Source organism: Proteus sp. TJ1640 (assembly GCF_003144445.1).
In the GTDB taxonomy this organism is placed as follows: Bacteria; Pseudomonadota; Gammaproteobacteria; order Enterobacterales; family Enterobacteriaceae; genus Proteus; species Proteus penneri.
On record NZ_PENY01000034.1, the window covers coordinates 13,029 to 38,061 of the forward strand.

Genomic DNA, 25,033 nt, shown 5'->3' on the forward strand with positions numbered 1-25,033 from the left:
ACCCATTTAAAGCTATCTCCCAAATTAAAGAGAGATAGCTTTTTTCGCTAATATCAATTACTCGTTAAGTTGAATAGGTAACGGGATCTGCAATTGTTGCAGATTATCGCATAGCCAAATTAACTGTAATAACGCCCGTGAGTCACGGGAAGTTAATGCCAAATAATAAGCTAATTGATCAGCTATTAATGTCATCCCTAAATCGTCTGCGGTGTGTTTGCTTATTTCTAATTGCTCTTTTTGCATTTCTGAGAGTAATTCCCGTCCGGTACATGCTTGGGCTTCTAATACAGACAAAATAGGGCGACAGAACTTTTGTGCTAAGGTCGGTTCACTGTGATGCATTGCTGTTTGTTGCTTACGTTTAGCCATATATTCTTGAATACGGCTAATAAAGCCTGATTGTTTTTTCTTACGTGGAAATTGGTCAAAATCGAGATAAAACAGTTCAATGCCTTTTTCTGTTTTTATCCAAATAGTCGTTGGTAACAAGTCTATATTGAGTTCACGTCGAACGGGTTGCACTGTGATGGCGACAATTTCTAACTCTTTTTTGGTAAGAAAGCGCAACTCTTCTAGATTATTTTGTGTTGTTCCTTCCCAATAGAGGCGCAAGAATGCTGAATTTTCATGATTATCTGATACTTCCCAAATTACGCATTGCTCAACCTCATACCAAATTAAAGGTTTATAGTTTTTGATATGCAAAACAAGAGGGGAAAGAAACCCTTCTGTTTGATGGGCAAAGTAATCAGGTAAATCTTGCCAATTATTGATGCCTAGCTCAGTTTGTAAATTGTTATAGTCCGTCATATCAAGAAAATCTGCTTGATTTTGAGCAAAGCTATCACCAATAGTGGCGAGTTTTCCTTCATCAGAAATACGAGGATCTTGTAATAAAAAAGGACGACGCATTAATTTATCCGCAGTTTGTTTCCATAATGACAAACTGTTCCAAACACCATAACGATTAAACAAGGTATCGAGCTGATTAGGGCGCGCTTGTGTCGCTTGTAATAGCTGTTTTTCTTCGCTATCCCAAAAGGTAAACGTTGCTCCTAATGCGCCACTTTGTGCTGTCCACCAATTTGCCCCAACTGGAATAAGAGAAAGGCTATTTTTTTTATCATCATATTGACGACGAAGTTGCCCACGTAACACTTTTAACTGTTCTGGTGTCGCATTAGATAATTGGAATAAATAGGCAGAAATATGGGCTAATAAACGCAAGACATTGCTTTCATCCATGGTGAAGTGTCTTTCTGCCAACAGTTTGACTTGAGTGCTTAATGTTCTTAAATAAGACGCTAAACGAGGTAAACCTTCCGCTCGAGCGGACATATTTAATAAATGCAACTGTGTGGCACTGCTTAAGCTAATATGTGATAGCCCTTGACGTAATAAATCATAAATAAATTGTTCAATGGTATTAATTAGAGCTATTTCTTCATCATTCAGAGGACGTTTAGAAGATTGCACCGTTATTAAATCTTCAGGCCATGTCCATGGTTGAGCATGTTGTTCAAATAATTTAGCCACGATAGCGAGATGAAAGGCTTTTTTCTGTGAGTCAGAAAATGGCGATAATATGCCATCGTAACCACTCGCTTGTAAGAAAATAACAGGTTCATTCACATCAGGAAGTTGAATTTTTAACTGAGTTCCTGTGTCTTCTAGATTGAATGTTATATTTTCCCATTGCTCAATTAATTTAATTGCTGCTCGACAGGCTGGTTTACCCGTTTTTTTGATTAATGCTTCTGGATCAAGAGCAAATAATGTGGGTAACAGAGGGGCGATTTCAACAGGCTCAGTAATGACTTCTAATGATATTTCACCACTATTATCGTTATTTGAATTATCAGCACTATTATTAGCTTGGAGCCATAAAATGGCGGCTAAAATATGTTTACAGCAACCAGATGCAGAACAATCGCAACTGGCTTGTTGAATACCCGCTTCGTGTAAAACAACATTTTGTCCATCACTACTGAATTGCCCTGTATTGGCATTAGTGAGAGATACTTTTTCGTTATCAACATCTTTTCTTGCGCGTCTTAATAATCCTGCATTAGCAAATACAGTGAGCGCATCTTCATCGTAATGAAAGTAAACGGTTTGCCAACTCATTGCATTACCTCTGCTAGCCATTGCGCGAAATGTTCTGGTGTTAAGGCGGCAACTTGCATACCTCTGTCCGCGAGTTTTTGTGCAATCGCAGAGTCATAAACAGGTTGAGCTTCATCATCAAGTGCCGCAAGCCCTAATAATTTAACTTGTTGGCTATTAAGACGTTGTGTGCAATCTAATAAGCGGTTTAATGAGCCACCTTCTTCAAAGTCACTGATTAGTGAAATAACGGTACGTTTAGGGTTTTTGACTAAACTTTCACAGTATTGCATTGCACCAGCAATATCAGTACCGCCTCCTAATTGTACGGTCATTAAAACCTCAACAGGATCGTCTGCTAGATGAGATAAATCGACAACTTGAGTATCAAAAACCACTAAAGAGACATTAACGGCAGGCAATGAAGCTAAAATACTGGCACAAACAGCCGCATACATAATGGAACTAGACATTGACGCACTTTGGTCAACACAAAGAATCACATCCCACGGAAAATGCTGTTGCATCCGTGAGTTAAAATAAGGTGTTTCAATCACTAAGCGACGATTTTGGGTATCGTAATGTTTTAAATTTGCGGCAATAGTTGCGCGCCAATCAAAGTTACGACTATTGGGGACTAAAGAGCGTCTAAAACGGTTACGACGACCTGTTAATGATTGGCGAAAATTATTACGAATTTGACGTAAAATATCTTCAACCACTTTGCGAATAATAGTTTTAACCGCATCTCGTGTTTCTTCGCTCATTCGTCCACGTAAGCTTAATAGTGTTTTGGCTAACGCTTTTGTGGGCTCCATTGCTTTTAACGTATTAGGATCTTTAAGAAAGCTACTGATTTGATAACGTTCAATAGCTTGTGATTGCATACGTTCAAAGGTGCTATTAGGGAATAGCTTACGTGCTTGATTTAACCAGTTTACCGCAGTAAGTTGCGATGCATCGAGTGAGCCATGACGTCCTCGTTCTTGGCGAAGCCCTCGGCGCTGATATTCTCGGCGATAGAGAAAGTCGAGTGTGCGTTCAACTTTTAAATCATCAGCATTAAACGTCGCTTGCCCAAGAGCATCATCTGCATATTGACCTAAAATCAGGCGCCAGCGTTTTGCTTGTTGTATTTTATCTTCAGGCATATCGCCATTATGCTGACTCATGGGCATTATCTCCTTTCTCTGTTTTCTTAGTATCAAACCAAGAAATCATGCCTTGCTCCGTTATACGCTGTTGCAGTTTTTGATTGAGTTTAGTGGCTTCAATCATTTGTTTAGCACTGAATTCTGACTGCCATAATGATAACGCTTGTGTATCTAAACCAATATCGTTGGCAATATATTGTGCAAGCTCTGCATTTTGCTTGGGATTAAGTTGGCTAAATGCAAAACGCAGATCAGGCAAGATTTGAATAAAACGTTCTTCATCCCATTGTTGTAACAAGGTATTTAAGTGATCAACCAATAAAGGTAAGCGGATCACAAGCTCTGGTGCTGTTCGCATCATCCCGACAAAATAACCAATAGCTTGTTCAGGAGAACTTCCTGTACTAAACGTGGCATTTAATGCGTTTGTCAGCGTGGTTTCATCAATATATGAGCCTAAATAGCGCAATGCATCAACAGCACCTTTTAATAAAGGAACTGCATCTAGTTGACCATCAAGGCGATTGAGTTGCTGATAGAAATCACTTTTGTAATCATGTGGATTATTGAGTGATGGCATAAATTCAATCAGTTCACGTAAAGAGAGCAAAGCTTGTAAATTGCTTTCTTGTTGTTGTTCATCACCTTGAGCGAGTTGTTCTAAGCAAAAGAAAGCTTGTGGAATAACTTGATGTAGTCGATTTTCCAGTGCTAGCTCATCAGTAATATCAAGATATTGGCGACCTCGCCATAAATGGATCAATTTATGTCCACATTGAGTTAATGACTCAAGGCGAAAATCTTGCTGAATATAGCTATCTAACAGTTTAAAGAGTGATGGAATGCGCTGGTGGAGGCCAATTAATGCCGCTTGTGTTAATAACGTGACGGCACTTTGACTTGAACGGCTTTGCCCTTGCTCCTCAAGCTGTTTTTCCATCGATAACAACTTAGTTAAGGCGATAGCTTCAAGTTGTGAGCCTTTCTCTGATAATGAAATCAGCTCGCCTTCCACATTAGGTGTCCAAGCGTACTGCCACTCTTCAAATAATAAATCCAATTGATGACCAGAAAGAAAGTCAGGGCCATTGATTCGATGTGCAAAGTGAATTTCTAAGAAAGCCAGTAAATGTAAAAAACGACTTCTTAAGCGATGTTGCGGGTTGCGGTAAACATCACACTTAGTGGTTTTTGCTAATGTATCATCCAGTTTGAAGCGAAACGCTCTAGCACGCTCATAGGTTTCATTGACTAAAGGAGGCGTTGCCGTACCTAATGGAATTTTGCCTAAGAGATAGCCTGAAAAACAGGTTTTAATTTCTGTCCATAACTCGCTTTGGCTATCATCTAAACTGCCCTTAATAAAGGCACTTTGTAAACCATCAAGCAAATCATAACGGCCCATACCAGCGTGATCTCTCAGTAAAGCAAGGCGTAAACTTTGCTCGGCAGCCAGTTTTACGGCTAAATAGCTAGGTGGATTATCAAATTGTTTTTCTCTAATAGATTGAGCCACTGAGCTTAAAAATGCGATCCCCATTTTATTGCGATAAATTTGGGTAGGTTGTTTAGCAAGATCATTATTTTCTAATTTATCATGATGTTGTTGCATTAAACTTTGCCAAACTTGTTGATAAAAAGCCGGAGATGGCATACCAGAAGCATAGCCATTAAGTGCATCTAATCGGTCAAAACTGTAGCGAATAAGCCAAGCTTGTTCTTTTTCGGCCATTCTTTGCATTTTAGTGAATTGCTTTTGCTCTGTGCTAGAAATGGCGAAAGAGTGAGATTGTGAATTGGCTAGACCTTCAATTAATGCAAGGGTATGAAATCCTCCTGTCACAATTAAAATCTTGGCATTAGGATCTTGTTGTTTGATGGTTTGAATATGAGTGAGCATATGAGCTTCACGTTGCGAAGAACCTTCTGATTCAAGTACTTCTGGCTCATAATCAAGGCGCGCAAGTGCACACCAAATAAAGGTATCATTAAAGAGGGCTTGCCAATCAGCTAAAGCTTCAATGTTGCGTAGCTCAAAAAGATGCTCCCAAACATCATCATGATCACGGCAATGACATTTTTTGGCTAATTGTGCAATAAACTGGCTATGGGCTAAATAACGTTCTTTTTGTAAGCTACGACTTTGTGAATCACTATACTCTTCGTTATTAACCTGAGCTGCCCATGGCAAATCGATAAAGCGTGTTTTTGCATTGATGCGTAAACCACCTCGCAATGCTTGCCATTCAGGAGAATATTCACAAAATGGAAAATAAGCAGAGTGCAGTGATTTCTCACGCCCTTCTTGGTTACCATCATTATGCAAATATTCTGCTTGCCCCATAATAGCTACGGGAGGTAGGGTATCTTTATCAGTCAGGCTTGGAATAAGAGAATTAAAGGTATCAGGGCCTTCAATTAATATATAGTCAGGCTTTACCGAATCAATTAGTGATAAAACCGCATAAGCACAAGCGGGGCTGTGATGGCGTACAGGGGCAAAATAGAGATGTTGTTGCTGTAACGACGTCCATTTCAGTCGTGCTTGGTCAATTCTTTCTGGCAAAGGTATTGAAGGTAGCATCACCGTGTCGATCCCTTTTCTGGGTGAAAAGGCAGAGTGAGTTAACTCTGCCTTTAATTGATAAATAATGTATTTATTGTGTAGCAATTAATCTCAGCGTGTTATTGCCAAAACTCTTTTGATGCATCAAAGAACGCTTTCCACTCTTTACTGTTTCTGGCTCTTTCTCTGGCTACGTTGTCCATGTAATAACGAATACGCTTGATATCATCAGCATTGTCTTTTAATACAACACCGATTAATTGGCGTGCAATTGCACCGGCATTCATCACTCCATCACCTAAATAATGCGCTTCTAAGGCGCAAGCATAAGCAATGTTTACGGCTTCTGCGGTTGACATAACTGCATCAGGCGTTTTGATATTGCCGCCATCTTGTGTATTACCTGAACGTAATTCTTGGAATGTGGTTACCAGTAATTCCACTACATCAGCAGGCACCGTCACTTCATTAGCTAAAGAGCCTAATTCATTTTCAAGCTGTGATTGGATCAAGCTAATTTCAAATGCCGGATCACGAATAGGTTTTACGGTTTCAAAGTTAAAACGGCGCTTTAATGCGGCTGACATTTCATGAACACCACGATCGCGTAAGTTTGCGGTACCGATAAGGTTAAACCCAGGTTTTGCACTAATACGCGCACCATCACCCATTTCGGGGATCATTAACTGTTTTTCTGACATCAAAGAAACCAGTACGTCCTGAATTTCAGGAGGACAACGGGTTATCTCTTCAAAGCGAACAATTTTACCTTGTAACATACCTTGATAAAGCGGTGATCCCACTAAAGCGCGCTCTGTTGGGCCTTCTGCTAATAACAACGCATAGTTCCATGAGTACTTGATGTGATCTTCTGTAGTGCCCGCAGTGCCTTGAATAGTTAATCCTGAATCACCGCTGATGGCGGCAGCAAAAAGCTCTGAGAGCATTGATTTTGCTGTACCTGGTTCACCCACTAGCATTAAACCTTGCTTGCCTAATAATGTGACAATCGCGCGATCAACCAAGGCATCGTCGCCGAAAAACTTAGGTGTGATGCCTAATGCATCATCACCTAAAATAAATTGGCGTACAGCTCGAGGAGAGCGAAGCCATCCTTGTGGTTTAGGATTATTAACATCTGCTTTTGTTAAACACTCTAACTCTTGAGCAAATCGAACCTCAGCACTTTCCCTGATTACTTGTTGATCTGCGGGTGCTTTTTTAGCCATATTCTTTCCTAGTTATCCCTAATTATTACCAAGGTGTTTTCTTTTCCCATTCAGGATCAAATCCTGCACAAGCTTCAGCGATTTTTAGATAATCAGCATAGCTTTCAGCTAATAAAATTGGCGGAACTTCTTTTAGCTCAACATTATTGCGATCCCAGTAATCTTGCTGATTTTTCTCAAAGCTCAAATCAAATAAGACAGCAGGAATGTTTTCCTCTGGCACATAGCTACCACTGAAACCGATGTTGACGTAGTAGTTTAAACTAGAGAAGAATTTGTAATAGTGGGAGAACGAACCTCCATCTTCTGCTGGGCCACGCTGATAACCCATTTTGGTTAAAATACCGCGTAAAGTGAAAGTGTCTGTGATCCAGCCTTTTCGGTCTTCAACTTCTGTTTGCGTTAGATCTAACTCTGGGATCTTATGTTCCATTTGTGAGAATAAGAACTTCACTTTGTAATCTTTAAAATGAGCAATCCATGCTTTGCGTTCATCTTCATTAACTAATGCCGCGTGGGCTAATTGAATAAATGAGTCGTTTTGTAAAGTGACTTCGTCATCTTCAAGGTTAAGCAATGCGCCGTCATCAGAAGGGCGGAACGTATTGATAACTTCGCCATTTTTAACTTCCTGCCAAACTAATTGTTCAATTAATTTATGCATAATTGGGTGAGCTAAAATATATTCTTGCCAATCTGCACTTAACCATTGACGTTGAGCACACATGGCTTCATATAAGCGCACACTTTGTAATTCAATAACTTGTTTAAGTTCTTTTTTACTTGAAGTGAAAAGTTTTTTCGCTTCTTTAATCAGCTCAGCATCATCATTTTTGCGCGCAGCAGGTAACGCTTTAACTTCTTTTCCTTCTGGATTAAATAGAACAAGTTTTTGTTTTGCATCCATTTTTGCAGTGAAAATACGTTCACCATATTCCAGCACTAATGTTCCGGTATCATCAAAACCTGCGGTTGGAATAGTTCTATCGGCTAATTCATCTGCACTCCAGCCATTACGCTCTGCGATTTGCGTAACTAAATGACGGGCTTTTTCCTGAACAGATGCAGTGCGATAGCGACGAGATAACGAAAGAAGAAGTTGGATGATAATAGGATCATTGCTTGAAGCAACCGCATCAATCATCGCTTCAATTTGCGCACGACGCTGATAATGATCGCGCATATAGTTGCGTAGTACAGATACCGCAACATGACCTTCAATCCCACAGATAAGCGCTAACATACCTTTATCACTGATTGCAGAGCCTAAATAACGACGTAATACCTCGTTTTTAATCTCTTCAATTACTTGCTCTAAAGTGTAGTTTTCATATTTAGCGTAATATTCAGGATAACGCTTCGCCCAGTTTTGATAATTGCTTAAACGTCCCGGCGCTTCACGTTGCGCTTCTATCATTGCTTCTTCCAGTGATGGCCCTTTAATATCCTGAGCAACGAAGGTATGCAGAATAAAGCTAGAAAGTTTATGTTGGCTATCTGTAGAAAGCAGGCCGATATAACGTTGTAATAGCGCGTTGCCTCCTGGCATTTTTAATTTTACTGCCAGAATAATCCACCAACGAATAATCGCGGGATCAACCGCTTTTTTATTTTCCCATGTGAGTGCAGGAATTGCCTCAAAATTAAACCAAGCAAGGCTTGCTGGTACTTTGGCTTTAAGGCCTTTTTCAGCTTCTGCTAATAATGTTTTTGGTGATAAATAGCTCGAAATGTCTTCACCTAATTGCTCTAATGCAGTGAGTAAAGAAGCTCGCACTACTTCGCGTTTCTCTTTTTTCAATAAGGCATTAAGCGCAGGTAAGGAATCCGGATTATTTAAGCGAGCTAGCCATTCAATGGCTGTAACACGGATCTCTTGTTTACTTGAGGTTAATCCTTCTTGTGCACTTAAATGAATATTAGGCAGAGTTTCTAATAATTTTTGTGCAGAAACGCGGTGTGTTTTATTTTCGCCTAATGCCAATTCCATGATGCGCGGAACAAATTGTGCGGGAATGGTTGGGAAACGACCTAATACTTCTATACCTTGTGATGTTTCAAATTGACGATAACGATGTTCACTTTGGTTTGGCATTAAGTTTAGGGCTTCTGCAATATAATCAGTATGTTGAGAGAAGAAAGGCCAAATTTGTTCTGGTTTACGAAAACGGCGTAAACCATCTTGATAGGATTCTAAGCATAGTGCCGCTGTGACACGGGCTGCACGTTTGAAGCCACATCTTTCTAATACATTTTCAACTTGTCGTAATTCAATATCACTAAATAAACGCTCAGGAATATCACCATTAAAGTAGTGAGAGGAGAAGTGATCGGCATGTTGGCGGTTGTTGGTTATCACACGCACAGCATGAAAGAATGTGTATTCTGGCAAATTAGGAATACGATTTTTGTGTTTAATAATTTGGATTTCATTTGACTGAATAGTGCCTTGCCCACTGTTGAGTTTATCAACTAATGCACGACATTGTTTTTCATCAATCTTAGATAAATCTTTATAATGACGTTGTGCCCAATTATAAGAGTGCTTCGATGTTTTATTTTCTTCAATTTCGCGTTCAGCATTTTCTTTCGCTTTAGCTAACATTTCATTGAAGTTATTGACCATCATATCACGGGCACTATCGGGTAATGGTGTATCTTCTAATGGCGTAAAATCAGGTGCTTCGATGGCATCAACAGTGTTTGCATTATCAGCAATGCTAAAGCGTTGTAGGGCACTTTCAATACTTTTGATGACTGCTTTTGAGGTTTCATGTTTTAACGCTTCTTCAAGTACATCACGGTTTTCACCTTGGCGAGCAAATAAATCAGCCGCTTGTGTACGTTGTTTTGGTGTACCATTCATTAAAACATGGGTTAAATTTTCTTTTACAATTTCAGCCGGTAAGGTATTTAAAATTGGCTCTGCGGTTTTCTTAACGGTTTTTAAGTTACTGGTGGCAAGTAAAACAATAATATCTGCAAAAGTATCGCGTAATATCGTATTTTTATTTAGATAGTTAATGAGCTCAACTAAACCATTTGCTGATAGTTTTTCAATTAATTCTGTTCTAATAAATTCTTGATGTGAAAGGAGATAATCTTTTAAATCATGAAGTTCATAAATACGCTTAAGATTAGAAGCATAATATTCAGAGATATCTTTTCTATCAAATAGTGCGAATAATGCATTTTCGCCTGCAATATTGGCCTCTGCTTCGACCATATTAGCGATAAATTCCATACTCCAATGTTTACGATGCTCTAAATTAAGATTTCGTGCATTATCATAAGTGGTGTAAAATGCATCAACTAACAGGTAAATAACCCAAGTTGGCACTTCAGTTGTTGTCACTTTGATATTGATATCTTGACATGCGGCTGCAATGACTTTTGCATAACGAGCGACTTGTTCTAAGGAAAAGCTTTCGCCAACTTTAGAGTAAAGCTTATGGCGGGCATTAAGGCCTTGGGTGATAACTTTACTATATTTTCCTGTATCAATATTACTGGCATACCACCATTCTAATGTTCCTGCACGATGAAAATAAACGGCTGCTTTTGCTGCATCCAGTTTATTTAATTCAAAAAGAATTTCAGGGTTTTTGCCTGTAAGTACATAATCTAATGCACGTTTAGGTAATCCTTCATCAAATATAGCAAGTAGTACAAGAGATTCTTGGAGATATTTCTCAGTAATATCGACGTCTTTTTTCCCAAAAATAGGGAAAATGTCTAAGATTTTTTTTATCACGCCAGTTCCTTAAGCTATGTATGGATAAACAGTTTTTTTTACCATGAAATAGCGAAACGAACAATTTGATTATCACTGTTGGAAACGAAAGCAAGGTATATCATTTGTTAAATTTATAGATGTAAACGCTAAAAAAGCTAACCTAGCTTTATTAATATTCAATTCTGCAATATATAAAACGTTATATCAGGAAAAAGTGCTGAAAATGAAGAAGTGATAATAAAGGCATTTTTTGTGGTATTTGAAAAATTTAAGAATTGTCTGTTTAACAAAATAAGCGTTAACACTTAGCTAAATTGATTAAAAAAATAACAGCGGAAAATAAGATCAATTGTAAGAGAAAATCCCGTACCTTTTAGGAATACGGGATAAATTATTATTTAGTTGTTTGGCGAGAGAAAGACAACAACAAGGAGCCGAGGCTACAAATCAGCAAGGTGATGGCTAAATCTTGTCCCCATCCTGCAAGTGCGAGCCCGCCACCAATTAACAAATAGTAGAACAAGCCTAATAATGCCCCCGCAGTGCCTAAACGATCTTTATATTGTGCTAATGCTGTGGCTAAGATATTTGGAATAGCAATGCCATAAGCAATAACACTCGTCATCATTGGGATAATAAAGCTAATGTGGTCACGTAAAAAATAAACACCCGCAGCACTTACTAATGCAATAAAGCTGGCAAGTAAAACTAATTTTCCACATGACCAATGATGATTTAATAATGCTTTATTAATATAAGAGCCAATACCGACACCTATTGCTAACACAATGCCACTATATCCAAAGGTGCTTGCGCTATAACCTTGTTTATCAAACATAAAAGGTGCTAACTGATAATAAGCAAAAAGGCTGATATTAAAAAAGGCAATTAATAATACAGTTTTAGCAATTTGCATATCCTTAAGCATTTTTATTGCCGTTTCTCCTAATGGGGCTGTTTTTATTGTTTCAGGGCGACTTTCAGGTAAAGCAAAAGCACTCCATAACAGTAAAATCAAGGCAAGAAGGGCTAGGCCACTAAATACGCCTTGGTAGCCTGCATAACTCACTAATAATGAACCACTTAACATACCTATTGCCGGGCTTAATGCGATAGCGGCTCCCATAACTGAGAATACTTTTGCTAATTCATCGCCACTATAGACATCACGCATAATGGTTTGTGTACCTACTGAGCCTACCGCAGCACCAAAAGCGGAAAGCATGCGCAATCCAAGTAAGACTGAAAAATCTTGTGTCATGAAAACACCAAGACAAGCAATAGCATAAATAAACAACCCAGCTAACATTGTCGGACGACGACCAATGACATCACATAACCGACCCCATATAATGACCCCCAATGCAAATGCAAAGAAATAGAGCGAAAGTGTTTGTCCAGCCTCGTTTGCATTGACATGAAAGCCGTTTGCAATATCAGTAAGTGCTGGGCTATAAATGGTTTCTGCAATTTGTGGAAACATCATTAACGCAATTGCTAACCATAAAGAGAGTTTTTTGTTCATCTTTTTATCCTACATCCTTAAATCTTGATGAGCAGAATACAGAGATAATGAATGTCTTGTTATAAACATAAAGACATATTATTTTTCAAATAGGACAAGTGATGGCTTGGCTTAATCAATACGACCACTTTGTGCCAGAAGAGCATCTTGCATCAGTTGTGGGTATTGCAGCAGAAATGGGAAAGCACGATTCAGGATTTCATTCTCATGATAGAGGACAATTATTATTTACGCAGTCAGGATGCATGCGAATTACTTTAGCCTCTCGGGTTTCTGTTTTACCCCCTATGAGAATTGCGTGGATCCCCGCAAAATTGGAACATCGAGTCGAAATGTATGCCTCTGTGGGATATCGCTCTGTTTATATTTCCGATAAATATCATGATAAATTTCCAAGTGAGAGTGAGATATTTACGCTTTCTCCTCTTTTACGAGAAATTCTTGAGCGTATTTCTGTAGCTGATTTTGATACACAATGGGAAGAAGGGCGCTACGCCAATTTATTGGCGGTTTTCTTTGATGAAATCACGCAGGCTCAACGACAACCTAATCATTTATTTATGCCGAAAGATAGGCGATTAAAACGTTTATCATTTGATGATTTGCCGCCACCGTTACAAGAAATGGCAAAGTATGTGGGAGCGAGTGAGAAAACGATCACACGCTTATTTTATAAAGAAACAGGCTTAAGTTACCAGCAATGGCGTCAACAGTGGCGATTAATGAAAGCCATTGAATTATTAGCTACTCATCATCGTTATATAGATATTAGTCAGATATTAGGATTTGCCAGTGACAGTGCCTTTATTACCTTTTTTAAGAAAATGACAGGTCAGACACCACAAGAATATTTGAAAAGCTGATCGATTTTATCGATAACTTTAAAACATAAAGCCCCGATTTAATCGGGGCTTAACAAGGATAATTAATAAAAAAATCAATTATTTCTTTTTAATTTCACTTTTAAAATCGCGCTCATCATAACCAGTATACAGCTGACGAGGACGCGCAATTTTCAGACCATCTTCGTGCATTTCATTCCAGTGAGCAATCCAGCCAATTGTACGTGCAATCGCAAAAATAACCGTAAACATATTGGATGGAATACCTAACGCTTTCAGGATAATACCAGAGTAGAAATCAACGTTAGGATACAGTTTTTTCTCAATAAAATACGGATCGTTTAGAGCAATACGTTCTAATTCCATCGCCACTTCAAGCAAGCTGTCATTGAGGTTTAATTCTTTTAACACTTCATGACAGGTCTCACGCATTACTGTTGCACGAGGATCGTAGTTTTTGTAAACACGGTGACCAAAGCCCATTAAACGGAAGGAGTCATTTTTATCTTTTGCTCGTTTAATAAATTCAGGAATGTGTTCAACCGTTTTGATCTCTTCCAGCATACGTAGACAAGCTTCGTTAGCACCACCGTGAGCGGGTCCCCAAAGTGACGCGATACCTGCTGCGATACATGCAAATGGGTTTGCACCAGAAGAACCAGCTGTACGCACAGTCGAAGTTGATGCATTTTGCTCGTGATCTGCGTGAAGGATGAAAATTCTATCCATTGCGCGTTCAAGTACTGGGTTAACAATATACTCTTCGCATGGTGTTGCAAACATCATATGCAAAAAGTTACCTGCATAGGAGAGGTCATTTCTTGGATAAACGAAAGGTTGACCAATCGAATATTTGTAACACATCGCTGCCACTGTTGGCATTTTAGAGAGCAGGCGGTAAGCCGTAATATCACGGTGAACCGGATTACTGACATCCAATGCATCGTGATAGAACGCAGCTAAAGCACCTGTAACACCACACAGCACGGCCATTGGGTGTGAATCACGACGGAACCCATTGAACAGTCGGGTAATTTGTTCATGGATCATGGTGTGACGTGTCACTGTGGTTTTAAATTTATCGTATTGCTCCTGTGTCGGTGCTTCACCGTACAGCAGGATATAACAGACTTCCAAGTATGTTGATTCAGTCGCTAATTGCCCGATAGGGAAACCACGGTGAAGTAAAATACCGTTATCACCATCAATAAAAGTGATTTTTGACTCACAAGAGGCGGTTGAGGTAAAGCCAGGATCATAGGTGTAATAACCTTTGGAGCCGAGAGTACGAATATCAATAACTTTGGAACCGAGTGTAGGGGATAGAACGTCCAAGTCTACAGATGTTTCAGCAATCGTTAGCTTAGCTTTGTTATCAGCCATTTATAATCTCCTTAGCGCTTATATGTCTCCTAACAAAGTCGAGGGTATCTTCATAAAGATGCACTTCGATAGTGAAACTATAGTTGATGTAAGGTACCCAGCCGAGTTTTACTTAATGCCCGTCATATCTAGGTCTATAGTGTGTCACTTATGTTAAGGAGCTTTTGATGTTATGTTTTTTAGGTGCTTTTTTATGCAATGCACTTAGAATTAGTACTGACAACACTTTTACATAAGTTTGAGGTTTCTGGAAGCGTGTTTGCGCACAAAAAAAACATAAACATTAAAATTATGCAGTAAATGTAATGAAAATGTTGTGCATGTGTCAAAAATGATAATCATTTTTGCATCGGATGTATTAAATAGTGATCCTTCTCACTGTTCGAGGCAAATGTCGGGCACACAAGTTGTGTGGTAATTGTAATAAGTTTGTGAAGCACTTATACTGCGCGCAGGTCTCCGGAACCGTTGTTGTATGGAGAACCAGCGTAACGAATCCACAATTTTTGTAAAATAGACGGATTTAACATTTTACTTAAAATGTGCCTTTGTACCCCATTCGCTGTTTGATTTCCATCCAGGTCCGGAGGAAGGAAAAATTATAAAAGCTGTGTGGGCATAAATTGTGAAAAAACAAAGACCTGTCAATCTGGATTTACAGACGATACAGTTTCCACTCCCTGCTATCGCATCGATCTTGCATCGTGTCTCTGGTGTTATTATGTTAGTCGCAGTTGGCATCTTACTGTGGTTACTTGGCACCTCTCTCTCTTCTCCTGAAGGTTTTCAGCAAGCGGCTGAAATAATGACTGGTTTCTTCGCAAAATTTATTTTGTGGGGCATCCTAACGGCATTGGCATACCATATTTGTGGTGGTATTCGTCATATGTTGATGGACTTCGGCTTTATTGATGAAACCTTGATTGTCGGTCGCAACTCAGCGGCTGCATCAATGGTTATTACAGTAATTTTATCAATATTGGCGGGGGTATTAGTATGGTAAGTAATTCTTCTACTTTAGGCCGTACTGGCATACAGGATTGGTTATTTCTGCGTGCTTCAGCCATTATTATCGTTTTATATGTTCTTTATCTTGTGGGATTTATTGCTACAACAGAAATTACCTATGAGGTATGGCGTGGGTTCTTTAGCTCATCCTTAACCAAAGTGTTCACCATCTTGACGTTGCTTTCTATTCTTATTCACGCGTGGATAGGAATGTGGCAAGTGTTAACGGACTATATTAAACCGCTGGCATTACGCCTGACTTTACAACTGATTATTGTTGTTGCGCTGTTGGTTTATCTTATTTATGGAACAATTGTGGTGTGGGGTGTGTAATGAATCTGCCAGTAAGAGAGTTTGATGCTGTTGTTATTGGTGCGGGTGGTGCCGGTATGCGTGCCGCTTTACAGATTTCTCAAATGGGTCTGTCTTGTGCACTGATTTCTAAAGTTTTTCCCACTCGTTCTCATACTGTTTCCGCTCAAGGTGGTATTACTGTTGCGCTAGGTAATACTCATGAGGATAACTGGGAATGGCACATGTACGATACGGTAAAAGGTTCCGATTATATTGGTGACCAAGATGCTATCGAATATATGTGTAAAACCGGCCCTGAAGCAATTTTAGAGTTGGAACATATGGGGCTCCCATTTTCTCGACTAGATGATGGTCGTATTTATCAGCGTCCATTTGGTGGTCAGTCAAAAAACTTTGGTGGTGAACAAGCTGCGCGTACAGCGGCTGCTGCTGACCGTACTGGACATGCATTATTGCATACCCTTTATCAGCAAAATTTAAAAAATCACACAACCATCTTTTCAGAGTGGTATTCACTGGATCTAGTGAAAAACCAAGATGGCGATATTGTTGGATGTACTGCAATTTGTATCGAAACGGGTGAAGTTGTTTATTTCAAAGCAAATGCCACGATTTTAGCGACTGGCGGTGCGGGTCGTATTTACCAGTCAACTACAAATGCGCATATCAACACAGGTGATGGTGTCGGCATGGCGGTTCGCGCAGGTGTTCCTCTGCAAGATATGGAAATGTGGCAATTCCACCCAACCGGTATTGCGGGTGCGGGCGTATTGGTGACCGAAGGTTGTCGTGGTGAAGGCGGATATCTGTTAAATAAAGACGGTGAACGCTTTATGGAACGTTATGCACCAAACGCCAAAGATCTTGCCGGCCGCGATGTGGTTGCTCGTTCTATTATGATCGAAATTCGTGAAGGTCGTGGTTGTGATGGTCCTTGGGGACCTCATGCGAAATTGAAACTTGATCACCTCGGTAAAGAAGTTCTTGAGTCTCGTTTACCAGGTATTCTTGATCTTTCTCGTACTTTCGCACACGTTGACCCAGTTAAAGAGCCAATCCCTGTTATACCTACTTGTCACTATATGATGGGGGGTATTCCAACAAAAGTAACGGGTCAAGCTATTCGTGTGAACGAGAAAGGCGAGGACGTGGTTATTCCTGGACTGTTCGCAGTCGGTGAAATTGCTTGTGTATCTGTTCATGGTGCAAACCGCTTAGGCGGTAACTCGCTGTTAGACCTCGTTGTATTTGGTCGTTCAGCAGGGGTGCACTTAAAAGAATCACTGATGGAACAAGGCACAATGCGTGATGCGAGCGATTCTGATATTGAAGCCGCATTAACTCGCTTAAATCGCTGGGAAAATAACCGTTCTGGTGAAGATCCAGTTGAAATCCGTAAAGCACTGCAATCTTGTATGCAGCATAACTTCTCGGTATTCCGTGAAGGTGATGCAATGGCAAAAGGCTTAGAAGAACTGAAAGTGATTCGTGAGCGCTTACAAAATGCACGACTGGATGATAATTCAAGTGAATTCAATACACAGCGTATTGAATGCTTAGAATTAGATAACTTGATGGAAACAGCTTATGCCACCGCGGTATCTGCAAACTTCCGTACAGAAAGCCGTGGAGCCCATAGCCGTTTCGATTTCCCAGAACGTGATGATGCGAACTGGTTATGTCATACATTATATCAACCGCAAACCGAAACAATGACACGACGTGAAGTCAATATGCAGCCAAAACTGCGTGAAGCTTTCCCACCAAAAGTGCGTACATATTAATTAGCGGTGTTATTGAAGTTGCGGAGACTTAAATATGAAACTTGAATTTTCGATTTATCGTTACAATCCCGACGTTGATAATGCGCCGCATATGCAAGATTACACCCTAGAAGTTCCTGAAGGGCGTGACATGATGCTGTTGGATGCATTAATTCAATTAAAGGAAAAAGATCCTACCTTATCGTTCCGTCGTTCTTGTCGTGAAGGTGTTTGCGGCTCTGATGGTGTGAACATGAATGGTAAAAATGGTTTGGCTTGTATCACACCTATTTCATCTTTACAGAAAGGAAGTAAGAAAATTGTGATCAGACCGTTACCTGGTTTACCAGTAATTCGTGATTTAATAGTGGATATGACTCAGTTCTATACACAGTACGAGAAAATTCGTCCGTATTTAATTAATAATGGCAAGAATCCTCCTGCTCGTGAGAACTTACAGTCACCAGAACAGCGTGAAAAGCTTGATGGGCTTTACGATTGTATCCTTTGTGCTTGTTGTTCAACCTCTTGTCCGTCATTCTGGTGGAATCCAGATAAGTTTATCGGACCTGCTGGATTGTTAGCTGCATATCGTTTCTTGATTGATAGTCGCGATACAGAAACAGAATCTCGCCTTGATGATCTTAACGATGCGTTCAGTGTGTTCCGTTGTCATGGCATCATGAACTGTGTCAGCGTATGTCCTAAAGGACTCAATCCAACAAAAGCGATTGGCCATATTAAGTCGATGTTGTTAAAACGTAGTGCATAAAATAATAACCGCCCTAAAATAGTTAGGGCGGTTAATGGAAAAACTAAGTTAGACGTTTGCGGTAAATAGTAAGGCACCTTTAAACACTGTTAGACAGTGCTTAAAGGTTCCTTGAGAGCTAAAGCTCCATATTTAAAGAACCTGCGAGATAGCGGGTCATAAGAGAACCTTGCAATCGACACCGTTTAATCACGGTATTAGTTATCCACGGCGAACTAAAGCTGTATAGCTTAAGGGATCATAATGCAGAACGGCGCAATGAAGGACTGGCTAGAATCAACCTTTCTAGCAGGAGAGAATCAGTCTTACATAGAAGATATCTATGAAGACTACCTAACTGACCCAAACTCTGTTGACGAAAGTTGGAGAGAGATTTTTCAACAACTGCCCGCAAGTCAAGGCATAGAACAGTCGCATTCTCAAACCCGCGACTATTTCAGACGCCTCGCAAAAGAATCCACTCGATATCATACCTCGGTAAGCGATCCGGCAATGGACTCAAAACAAGTGAAAGTTTTGCAGCTCATTAATGCCTTCCGTTTTCGTGGTCACCAAAACGCTAATCTCGATCCGCTTGGTTTATGGAAACAAGAATCTGTGCCAGATTTAGATCCAGCTTTCCATAATCTAACTAAAGAAGACTTTGAAGAAACCTTCAATGTCGGTTCTTTTGCTATCGGCAAAGAAACGATGAAGTTAGGTGATTTATATGAAGCACTGAAACGCATTTACTGTGGTTCAATCGGTGCTGAATATATGCATATCACTAATACTGAAGAAAAACGCTGGATACAACAACGTTTAGAATCAGTGAATGTAGCAGACCAATTCACTAAAGAAGAAAAGTTACGCTTCCTGACAGAGCTAACCGCAGCTGAAGGTTTAGAGCGCTATTTAGGCGCGAAATTCCCAGGTGCAAAACGCTTCTCTTTAGAAGGTGGTGATGCATTAGTTCCGATGTTAAAAGATTTAATCCGCCATGCTGGTAAACAAGACACTCGTGAAGTGGTTCTTGGTATGGCGCACCGCGGACGTTTAAACGTGCTGGTTAATATCTTAGGTAAAAAACCGGCTGATTTATTTGATGAATTTGCGGGTATTCATAAAGAACATTTGGGAACAGGTGACGTTAAATATCACCAAGGTTTCTCATCTGATTTTGCGACTGAAGGCGCTCAAGTTCATCTCGCATTAGCTTTTAACCCATCTCACCTAGAGATTGTTAGCCCAGTTGTCATTGGTTCTGTTCGTGCTCGTCGAGATCGCTTAGATGAAGCGCGTAGCAATATGGTTCTTCCTATCACTATTCATGGTGATGCGGCGGTGACAGGTCAAGGTGTTGTGCAAGAAACCCTGAATATGTCTCAAGCGCGTGGCTATGAAGTCGGTGGTACAGTTCGTATTGTTATCAATAACCAAGTTGGTTTTACGACTTCAAATCCAAAAGATGCCCGTTCAACACAATACTGTACTGATATTGTGAAAATGGTTCAGGCACCAATTTTCCACGTTAATGCAGATGATCCTGAAGCGGTTGCTTTTGTCACTCGCCTAGCATTAGATTTCCGTAATACCTTTAAACGCGATGTTATGATTGATCTCGTTTGTTACCGTCGTCATGGTCACAACGAAGCGGATGAGCCAAATGCGACTCAGCCTCTGATGTATCAAAAAATCAAAAAACACCCAACACCACGTAAAATTTATGCGGATAAACTGGTTGCTCAATCATTGCTTGATGCCAATGATGTGACAGAGATGGTTAATCTCTATCGCGATGCGTTGGATCGGGGGGATTGTGTTGTTGAAGAATATCGTCCAATGGGTCTGCATTCTTACACATGGGAACCGTATTTAAATCACGAATGGAATGAAGAGTATCCACATAAAGTAGAGAAAACGCGTTTACAAGATTTAGCGCGTCGTGTGAGTACCGTTCCTTCAGAAATCGTGATGCAGTCTCGGGTTGAGAAAATTTATGCTGACCGTGCTGCTATGGCTGAAGGAGAGAAACTACTCGACTGGGGTGCAGCAGAAACATTAGCGTATGCAACTTTAGTTGATCAAGGTATCACCATTCGACTTTCTGGTGAAGATGCGGGACGCGGCACATTCTTCCATCGCCATGCCGTTATTCATAACCAAACAAATGGCTCTGTTTATGTACCATTAGCTAATGTTCATAATGCTCAAGGACAATTTAATGTCTGGGACTCTGTATTAACAGAAGAAGCAGTACTTGCATTTGAATATGGTTATGCCACAACAGAACCTCGTGGTTTAACGATTTGGGAAGCACAATTTGGTGACTTCGCAAACGTTGCTCAAGTGGTTATCGACCAATTCATTAGCTCAGGTGAGCAAAAATGGGGTCGTATGTGTGGTTTAGTCATGTTGTTGCCACACGGTTATGAAGGCCAAGGCCCAGAGCACTCCTCTGCACGTTTAGAACGTTATCTGCAACTGTGTGCAGAACAAAATATGCAGGTTTGTGTGCCGTCAACTCCGGCTCAGGTTTATCATATGTTACGCCGTCAAGCGTTACGTGGTATGCGTCGTCCACTTATCGTAATGTCACCAAAATCACTGTTACGTCATCCATTAGCGGTTTCTGCGTTAGATGAATTAGCCAATGGTAAATTCTTACCGGTCATTGGTGAAATTGATGATTTAAAACCAGCTGATGTGAAACGTGTTGTGATGTGTTCAGGTAAGGTTTACTACGATTTATTAGAACAGCGTCGTGCTAATGAACAAAACAACGTTGCCATTATTCGTATTGAACAACTGTATCCATTCCCACACGAAGATATTGCGCAAATTCTGGCGCCTTACTCCCATGTGAAAGATTTCGTTTGGTGTCAAGAAGAGCCTTTAAATCAGGGAGCTTGGTATTGCAGCCAGCATAATTTCCGTGATGCGATCCCTACGGGTGCAACATTACGTTATGCAGGACGTCCTGCATCAGCCTCTCCAGCTGTTGGTTATACCTCTGTTCATCAGGAGCAACAAAAAGCTCTGGTTGAAGACGCACTGAAAGTTGAATAAATAAGGATAGAAAATGAGTAGTGTAGACATTCTAGTACCGGATCTCCCTGAATCAGTTGCTGACGCATCGGTCGCAACTTGGCATAAAAAACCTGGTGATAGCATTCAACGCGATGAAGTGCTGGTTGAAATCGAAACAGATAAAGTTGTTTTAGAAGTTCCTGCAAGTGAAGCTGGTGTTTTAGAAAGCATTCTTGAAGAAGAGGGCGCTACTGTTGGTTCACGCCAATTGCTAGGTCGTATTCGTTTAGGTGATAGCACTGGCATTCCTGCTGATGTGAAACCTGCTCAAGATAGTACGCCAGCACAGCGTCAAAGTGCGGATATTGCTGCAAAAGACAACAATGATGCCTTAAGTCCAACAGCACGTCGCTTAGTGGCTGAACACGATATTAACCCTGCGGATGTGAAAGGTAGCGGTGTAGGTGGACGTTTAACTCGCCAAGATATCGAAGGCCATGTTGCGAATAAGTCAACGGCACAACCGGTAGCTGAAGTTCCTCAAGCACCGTTATCTCACCGTAGCGAAAAACGTGTACCAATGACACGTTTACGTAAACGTGTAGCAGAACGTTTATTAGAAGCGAAAAACACCACTGCAATGTTGACAACATTTAACGAAATCAACATGCAACCAATCAAAGAGTTACGTGCTCAGTATGGTGAAGCATTCGAAAAACGTCACGGTGTACGTTTAGGTTTTATGTCTTTCTATATTAAAGCCGTTGTTGAAGCCCTGAAACGTTATCCAGAAGTGAACGCTTCTATTGATGGCACTGATGTGGTTTATCACAACTACTTCGATATCAGTATTGCAGTATCGACACCACGTGGTCTGGTAACACCAGTATTACGTGATGCGGATGCAATGAGCATGGCCGATATTGAGAAAAATATCAAAGCATTAGCTGTAAAAGGTCGTGACGGTAAGTTAACTGTTGAAGACTTAACTGGCGGTAACTTCACTATCACAAATGGTGGTGTTTTCGGTTCATTAATGTCAACTCCAATTATCAACCCACCACAAAGTGCCATTTTAGGGATGCATGCTATTAAAGATCGCCCAATGGCAGTAGATGGTCAGGTTGTTATTCTACCAATGATGTATCTGGCTCTGTCTTATGACCACCGTTTAATTGATGGTCGTGAGTCTGTCGGTTTCTTAGTAACCGTTAAAGAGATGCTAGAAGATCCAGCTCGTTTATTACTTGATGTATAGGTAATAGATATCGCTTTTAGGCAGGAGATGCTCCTCCTGCCTACTTAGCAACAGACACAAGCATCAAAGAAGTACAGTGTGTTCGTGAAGCCAGATTTTACTGGCTTATAGTCAAAAAAATAAGAAAGCCCGACTTTCAACAAGATTATGGATAGAACATCATGAATTTACACGAGTATCAGGCAAAACAGCTTTTCACACGGTATGGATTACCAGCACCTGCTGGTTTCGCCTGCACTACACCGCGTGAGGCAGAAGAAGCTGCATCAAAAATCGGTCAAGGCCCTTGGGTCGTGAAATGTCAGGTTCACGCGGGTGGACGTGGTAAAGCGGGCGGCGTAAAAGTCGTTAAATCTAAAGAAGAGATCCGCGCATTTGCTGAACAATGGTTAGGCAAACGTTTAGTCACTTATCAAACAGATGCTAATGGTCAGCCTGTTACACAGATTTTGGTTGAAGCAGCAACTGATATTGCTAAAGAACTTTATCTTGGTGCGGTTGTTGACCGTGGTACCCGTCGCGTTGTCTTTATGGCCTCAACAGAAGGCGGCGTTGAAATCGAAAAAGTGGCGGAAGAAACGCCAGAACTTATTCATCGCGCAATTATTGATCCACTGACAGGCCCTATGCCTTATCAGGGGCGAGAATTAGCATTTAAACTGGGTTTAAAAGGCAAGCAAGTCAGTCAATTTGCTAAGATCTTTATGGGATTAGCCTCTATTTTCTTAGAGCGTGATCTTGCGCTAATTGAAATTAACCCTTTGGTTATCACTAAAGAAGACGATCTGATTTGTCTTGATGGTAAATTAGGTGTAGATAGCAACGCGTTGTATCGTCAACCAGAAATGCGTGAAATGCACGATCCTTCACAAGAAGATCCTCGTGAAGCACAAGCGGCACAGTGGGAACTGAACTACGTTGCATTAGATGGCAACATTGGTTGCATGGTCAATGGTGCAGGTTTAGCAATGGGTACTATGGATATTGTTAAACTTCACGGTGGCGAACCCGCTAACTTCCTCGATGTAGGTGGTGGTGCAACAAAAGAGCGTGTAACTGAAGCATTTAAAATTATTTTGTCAGATGAAAATGTCAGTGCTGTATTAGTCAACATTTTCGGCGGTATTGTTCGTTGTGACTTAATCGCAGACGGTATTATTGGCGCAGTTGAAGAAGTTGGCGTTAATGTTCCTGTGGTTGTTCGTCTCGAAGGAAACAATGCAGAGTTAGGCACCAAAAAATTAGCGGATAGTGGATTAAATATTATCGCAGCTAAAAGCTTAACTGATGCCGCGAAACAAGTTGTTGCAGCAGCGGAGGCAAAATAATGTCTATTTTAATCGATAAAAACACCAAAGTAATTTGCCAAGGTTTTACTGGTAGCCAAGGAACATTCCACTCTGAGCAAGCAATTGCTTATGGTACACAAATGGTCGGTGGTGTTACACCAGGTAAAGGCGGCACTACGCACTTAGGCTTACCGGTATTCAATACAGTGCGTGAAGCCGTTGAAGCAACAGGTGCAACTGCGACAGTTATCTATGTACCGGCGCCATTTTGTAAAGATTCAATCTTAGAAGCGATTGATGCAGGCATCAAACTAATTATTACTATTACTGAAGGTATTCCTACGCTGGATATGCTGACTGTTAAAGTGAAATTAGATGAAGCTGGCGTGCGTATGATTGGCCCTAACTGCCCAGGTGTTATCACTCCAGGTGAATGTAAGATTGGTATTATGCCTGGCCACATTCACTTACCAGGTAAAGTAGGTATTGTATCTCGTTCAGGTACATTAACTTATGAAGCTGTTAAGCAAACAACAGACGTTGGCTTAGGTCAATCAACTTGTGTTGGTATTGGTGGTGACCCAATTCCGGGTTCTAACTTTATTGATATTCTGAAGCTTTTCCAAGAAGATCCACAAACAGAAGCGATTGTAATGATCGGTGAGATTGGTGGTACAGCGGAAGAAGAAGCGGCTGCTTATATCAAAGATCACGTTACTAAGCCTGTTGTCGGCTATATTGCTGGTGTAACAGCGCCTAAAGGCAAACGTATGGGACATGCGGGTGCAATTATTGCTGGTGGTAAGGGTACCGCAGACGAGAAATTTGCTGCTCTTGAAGCTGCTGGTGTGAAAACTGTCCGTAGCTTAGCTGATATCGGTGAAGCAATTAAATCACTGATCAAGTAAGTAACAATTCTGTTAATAATTTCAGATTAATACTATCTAAAATGCCAGTTTCCAAAAAAGAAGCTGGCATTTTTATTTCTAGTTTCATTTAACAGCTTATATAAATAGCTAGTATTGTAATTAACATATCAATACCTTGCCTAAATTTACGCTAATAAGTTGTTTTA

16 protein-coding genes are annotated in these 25,033 nt (G+C 40.5%); 9 read left to right on the forward strand and 7 right to left on the reverse strand.

All coding sequences use genetic code 11. The features are described 5' to 3' along the window. Positions 1-57 precede the first annotated feature (57 nt). From DK861_RS15340 to DK861_RS15365, 6 genes are all read right to left on the reverse strand, one after another. Positions 58-2,130, reverse strand: a complete 2,073-nt coding sequence (locus DK861_RS15340; RefSeq protein ID WP_109400677.1) for an SWIM zinc finger family protein — start codon at positions 2,128-2,130, stop codon at positions 58-60. Next, positions 2,127-3,281, reverse strand: coding sequence for a VWA domain-containing protein (locus DK861_RS15345; RefSeq protein WP_109400678.1), 1,155 nt, complete (start codon positions 3,279-3,281; stop codon positions 2,127-2,129). Before DK861_RS15345 ends, DK861_RS15340 begins: the two co-directional genes overlap by 4 nt. Beyond that, a complete protein-coding gene (locus DK861_RS15350; protein ID WP_109400679.1) occupies positions 3,268-5,850 on the reverse strand; it encodes a DUF5682 family protein in 2,583 nt (860 codons plus the stop codon). The genes DK861_RS15345 and DK861_RS15350 overlap by 14 nt, the downstream gene beginning before the upstream one ends. Before the next feature lie 98 nt (positions 5,851-5,948). Then, positions 5,949-7,058: an AAA family ATPase gene (locus tag DK861_RS15355; RefSeq protein ID WP_006537674.1), complete on the reverse strand. Its 1,110-nt coding sequence runs from the start codon at positions 7,056-7,058 to the stop codon at positions 5,949-5,951. Positions 7,059-7,083: 25 nt separating this feature from the next. Beyond that, complete coding sequence (locus DK861_RS15360) at positions 7,084-10,812, reverse strand: DUF4132 domain-containing protein (RefSeq protein ID WP_109400680.1); 3,729 nt, start codon at positions 10,810-10,812, stop codon at positions 7,084-7,086. Positions 10,813-11,188: 376 nt separating this feature from the next. After that, a complete protein-coding gene (locus DK861_RS15365; RefSeq protein WP_109400681.1) occupies positions 11,189-12,319 on the reverse strand; it encodes a multidrug effflux MFS transporter in 1,131 nt (376 codons plus the stop codon). A gap of 101 nt (positions 12,320-12,420) precedes the next feature. Between DK861_RS15365 and DK861_RS15370 the strand changes: the two genes are divergently transcribed. Beyond that, complete coding sequence (locus tag DK861_RS15370) at positions 12,421-13,182, forward strand: helix-turn-helix transcriptional regulator (protein WP_006537667.1); 762 nt, start codon at positions 12,421-12,423, stop codon at positions 13,180-13,182. Between the two features lie 78 nt (positions 13,183-13,260). Here DK861_RS15370 and DK861_RS15375 read toward each other — a convergent pair whose 3' ends face one another. Next, entirely contained in the window at positions 13,261-14,544 is a 1,284-nt protein-coding gene (locus tag DK861_RS15375) for a citrate synthase (protein WP_072062920.1), read from the reverse strand. Positions 14,545-15,166: 622 nt separating this feature from the next. Between DK861_RS15375 and sdhC the strand changes: the two genes are divergently transcribed. The 8 genes from sdhC to sucD all read left to right on the forward strand — a co-directional run bounded on the left by sdhC (position 15,167) and on the right by sucD (position 24,866). Further along, on the forward strand, positions 15,167-15,547 hold the full coding sequence (gene sdhC, locus DK861_RS15380) for a succinate dehydrogenase cytochrome b556 subunit (protein WP_129586864.1): 381 nt from the start codon (positions 15,167-15,169) through the stop codon (positions 15,545-15,547). After that, positions 15,541-15,885: a succinate dehydrogenase membrane anchor subunit gene (gene sdhD / locus DK861_RS15385; protein WP_006537664.1), complete on the forward strand. Its 345-nt coding sequence runs from the start codon at positions 15,541-15,543 to the stop codon at positions 15,883-15,885. The genes sdhC and sdhD overlap by 7 nt, the downstream gene beginning before the upstream one ends. Further along, positions 15,885-17,651 (forward strand): succinate dehydrogenase flavoprotein subunit, encoded by a 1,767-nt coding sequence (sdhA, locus tag DK861_RS15390; protein ID WP_006537663.1) that lies wholly within the window; start codon positions 15,885-15,887, stop codon positions 17,649-17,651. Before sdhD ends, sdhA begins: the two co-directional genes overlap by 1 nt. Before the next feature lie 34 nt (positions 17,652-17,685). Next, a complete protein-coding gene (locus tag DK861_RS15395) occupies positions 17,686-18,402 on the forward strand; it encodes a succinate dehydrogenase iron-sulfur subunit (protein WP_006537662.1) in 717 nt (238 codons plus the stop codon). Between the two features lie 243 nt (positions 18,403-18,645). After that, the gene (gene sucA / locus DK861_RS15400) at positions 18,646-21,450 is read left to right on the forward strand and encodes a 2-oxoglutarate dehydrogenase E1 component (RefSeq protein WP_072062918.1); all 2,805 of its coding nucleotides are present in this window, start codon (positions 18,646-18,648) and stop codon (positions 21,448-21,450) included. Positions 21,451-21,463: 13 nt separating this feature from the next. Beyond that, on the forward strand, positions 21,464-22,669 hold the full coding sequence (gene odhB, locus DK861_RS15405) for a 2-oxoglutarate dehydrogenase complex dihydrolipoyllysine-residue succinyltransferase (protein WP_072062917.1): 1,206 nt from the start codon (positions 21,464-21,466) through the stop codon (positions 22,667-22,669). 161 nt (positions 22,670-22,830) lie between these two features. Beyond that, positions 22,831-23,997, forward strand: a complete 1,167-nt coding sequence (gene sucC / locus DK861_RS15410) for an ADP-forming succinate--CoA ligase subunit beta (RefSeq protein WP_006537658.1) — start codon at positions 22,831-22,833, stop codon at positions 23,995-23,997. Next, a complete protein-coding gene (sucD, locus tag DK861_RS15415; RefSeq protein WP_006537657.1) occupies positions 23,997-24,866 on the forward strand; it encodes a succinate--CoA ligase subunit alpha in 870 nt (289 codons plus the stop codon). Before sucC ends, sucD begins: the two co-directional genes overlap by 1 nt. The last annotated feature ends 167 nt before the right edge of the window (positions 24,867-25,033 follow it).

Coding starts and splice junctions, on each gene's coding strand:
- DK861_RS15345 (WP_109400678.1), bottom strand. CDS start 3,281: ATGAGTCAGCATAATGGCGATATGCCTGAAGATAAAATACAACAAGCA.
- DK861_RS15365 (WP_109400681.1), bottom strand. CDS start 12,319: ATGAACAAAAAACTCTCTTTATGGTTAGCAATTGCGTTAATGATGTTT.
- sdhA (WP_006537663.1), top strand. CDS start 15,885: ATGAATCTGCCAGTAAGAGAGTTTGATGCTGTTGTTATTGGTGCGGGT.
- DK861_RS15370 (WP_006537667.1), top strand. CDS start 12,421: ATGGCTTGGCTTAATCAATACGACCACTTTGTGCCAGAAGAGCATCTT.
- odhB (WP_072062917.1), top strand. CDS start 21,464: ATGAGTAGTGTAGACATTCTAGTACCGGATCTCCCTGAATCAGTTGCT.
- sucC (WP_006537658.1), top strand. CDS start 22,831: ATGAATTTACACGAGTATCAGGCAAAACAGCTTTTCACACGGTATGGA.
- sucA (WP_072062918.1), top strand. CDS start 18,646: ATGCAGAACGGCGCAATGAAGGACTGGCTAGAATCAACCTTTCTAGCA.
- DK861_RS15355 (WP_006537674.1), bottom strand. CDS start 7,058: ATGGCTAAAAAAGCACCCGCAGATCAACAAGTAATCAGGGAAAGTGCT.
- sucD (WP_006537657.1), top strand. CDS start 23,997: ATGTCTATTTTAATCGATAAAAACACCAAAGTAATTTGCCAAGGTTTT.
- sdhD (WP_006537664.1), top strand. CDS start 15,541: ATGGTAAGTAATTCTTCTACTTTAGGCCGTACTGGCATACAGGATTGG.
- DK861_RS15375 (WP_072062920.1), bottom strand. CDS start 14,544: ATGGCTGATAACAAAGCTAAGCTAACGATTGCTGAAACATCTGTAGAC.
- DK861_RS15340 (WP_109400677.1), bottom strand. CDS start 2,130: ATGAGTTGGCAAACCGTTTACTTTCATTACGATGAAGATGCGCTCACT.
- DK861_RS15395 (WP_006537662.1), top strand. CDS start 17,686: ATGAAACTTGAATTTTCGATTTATCGTTACAATCCCGACGTTGATAAT.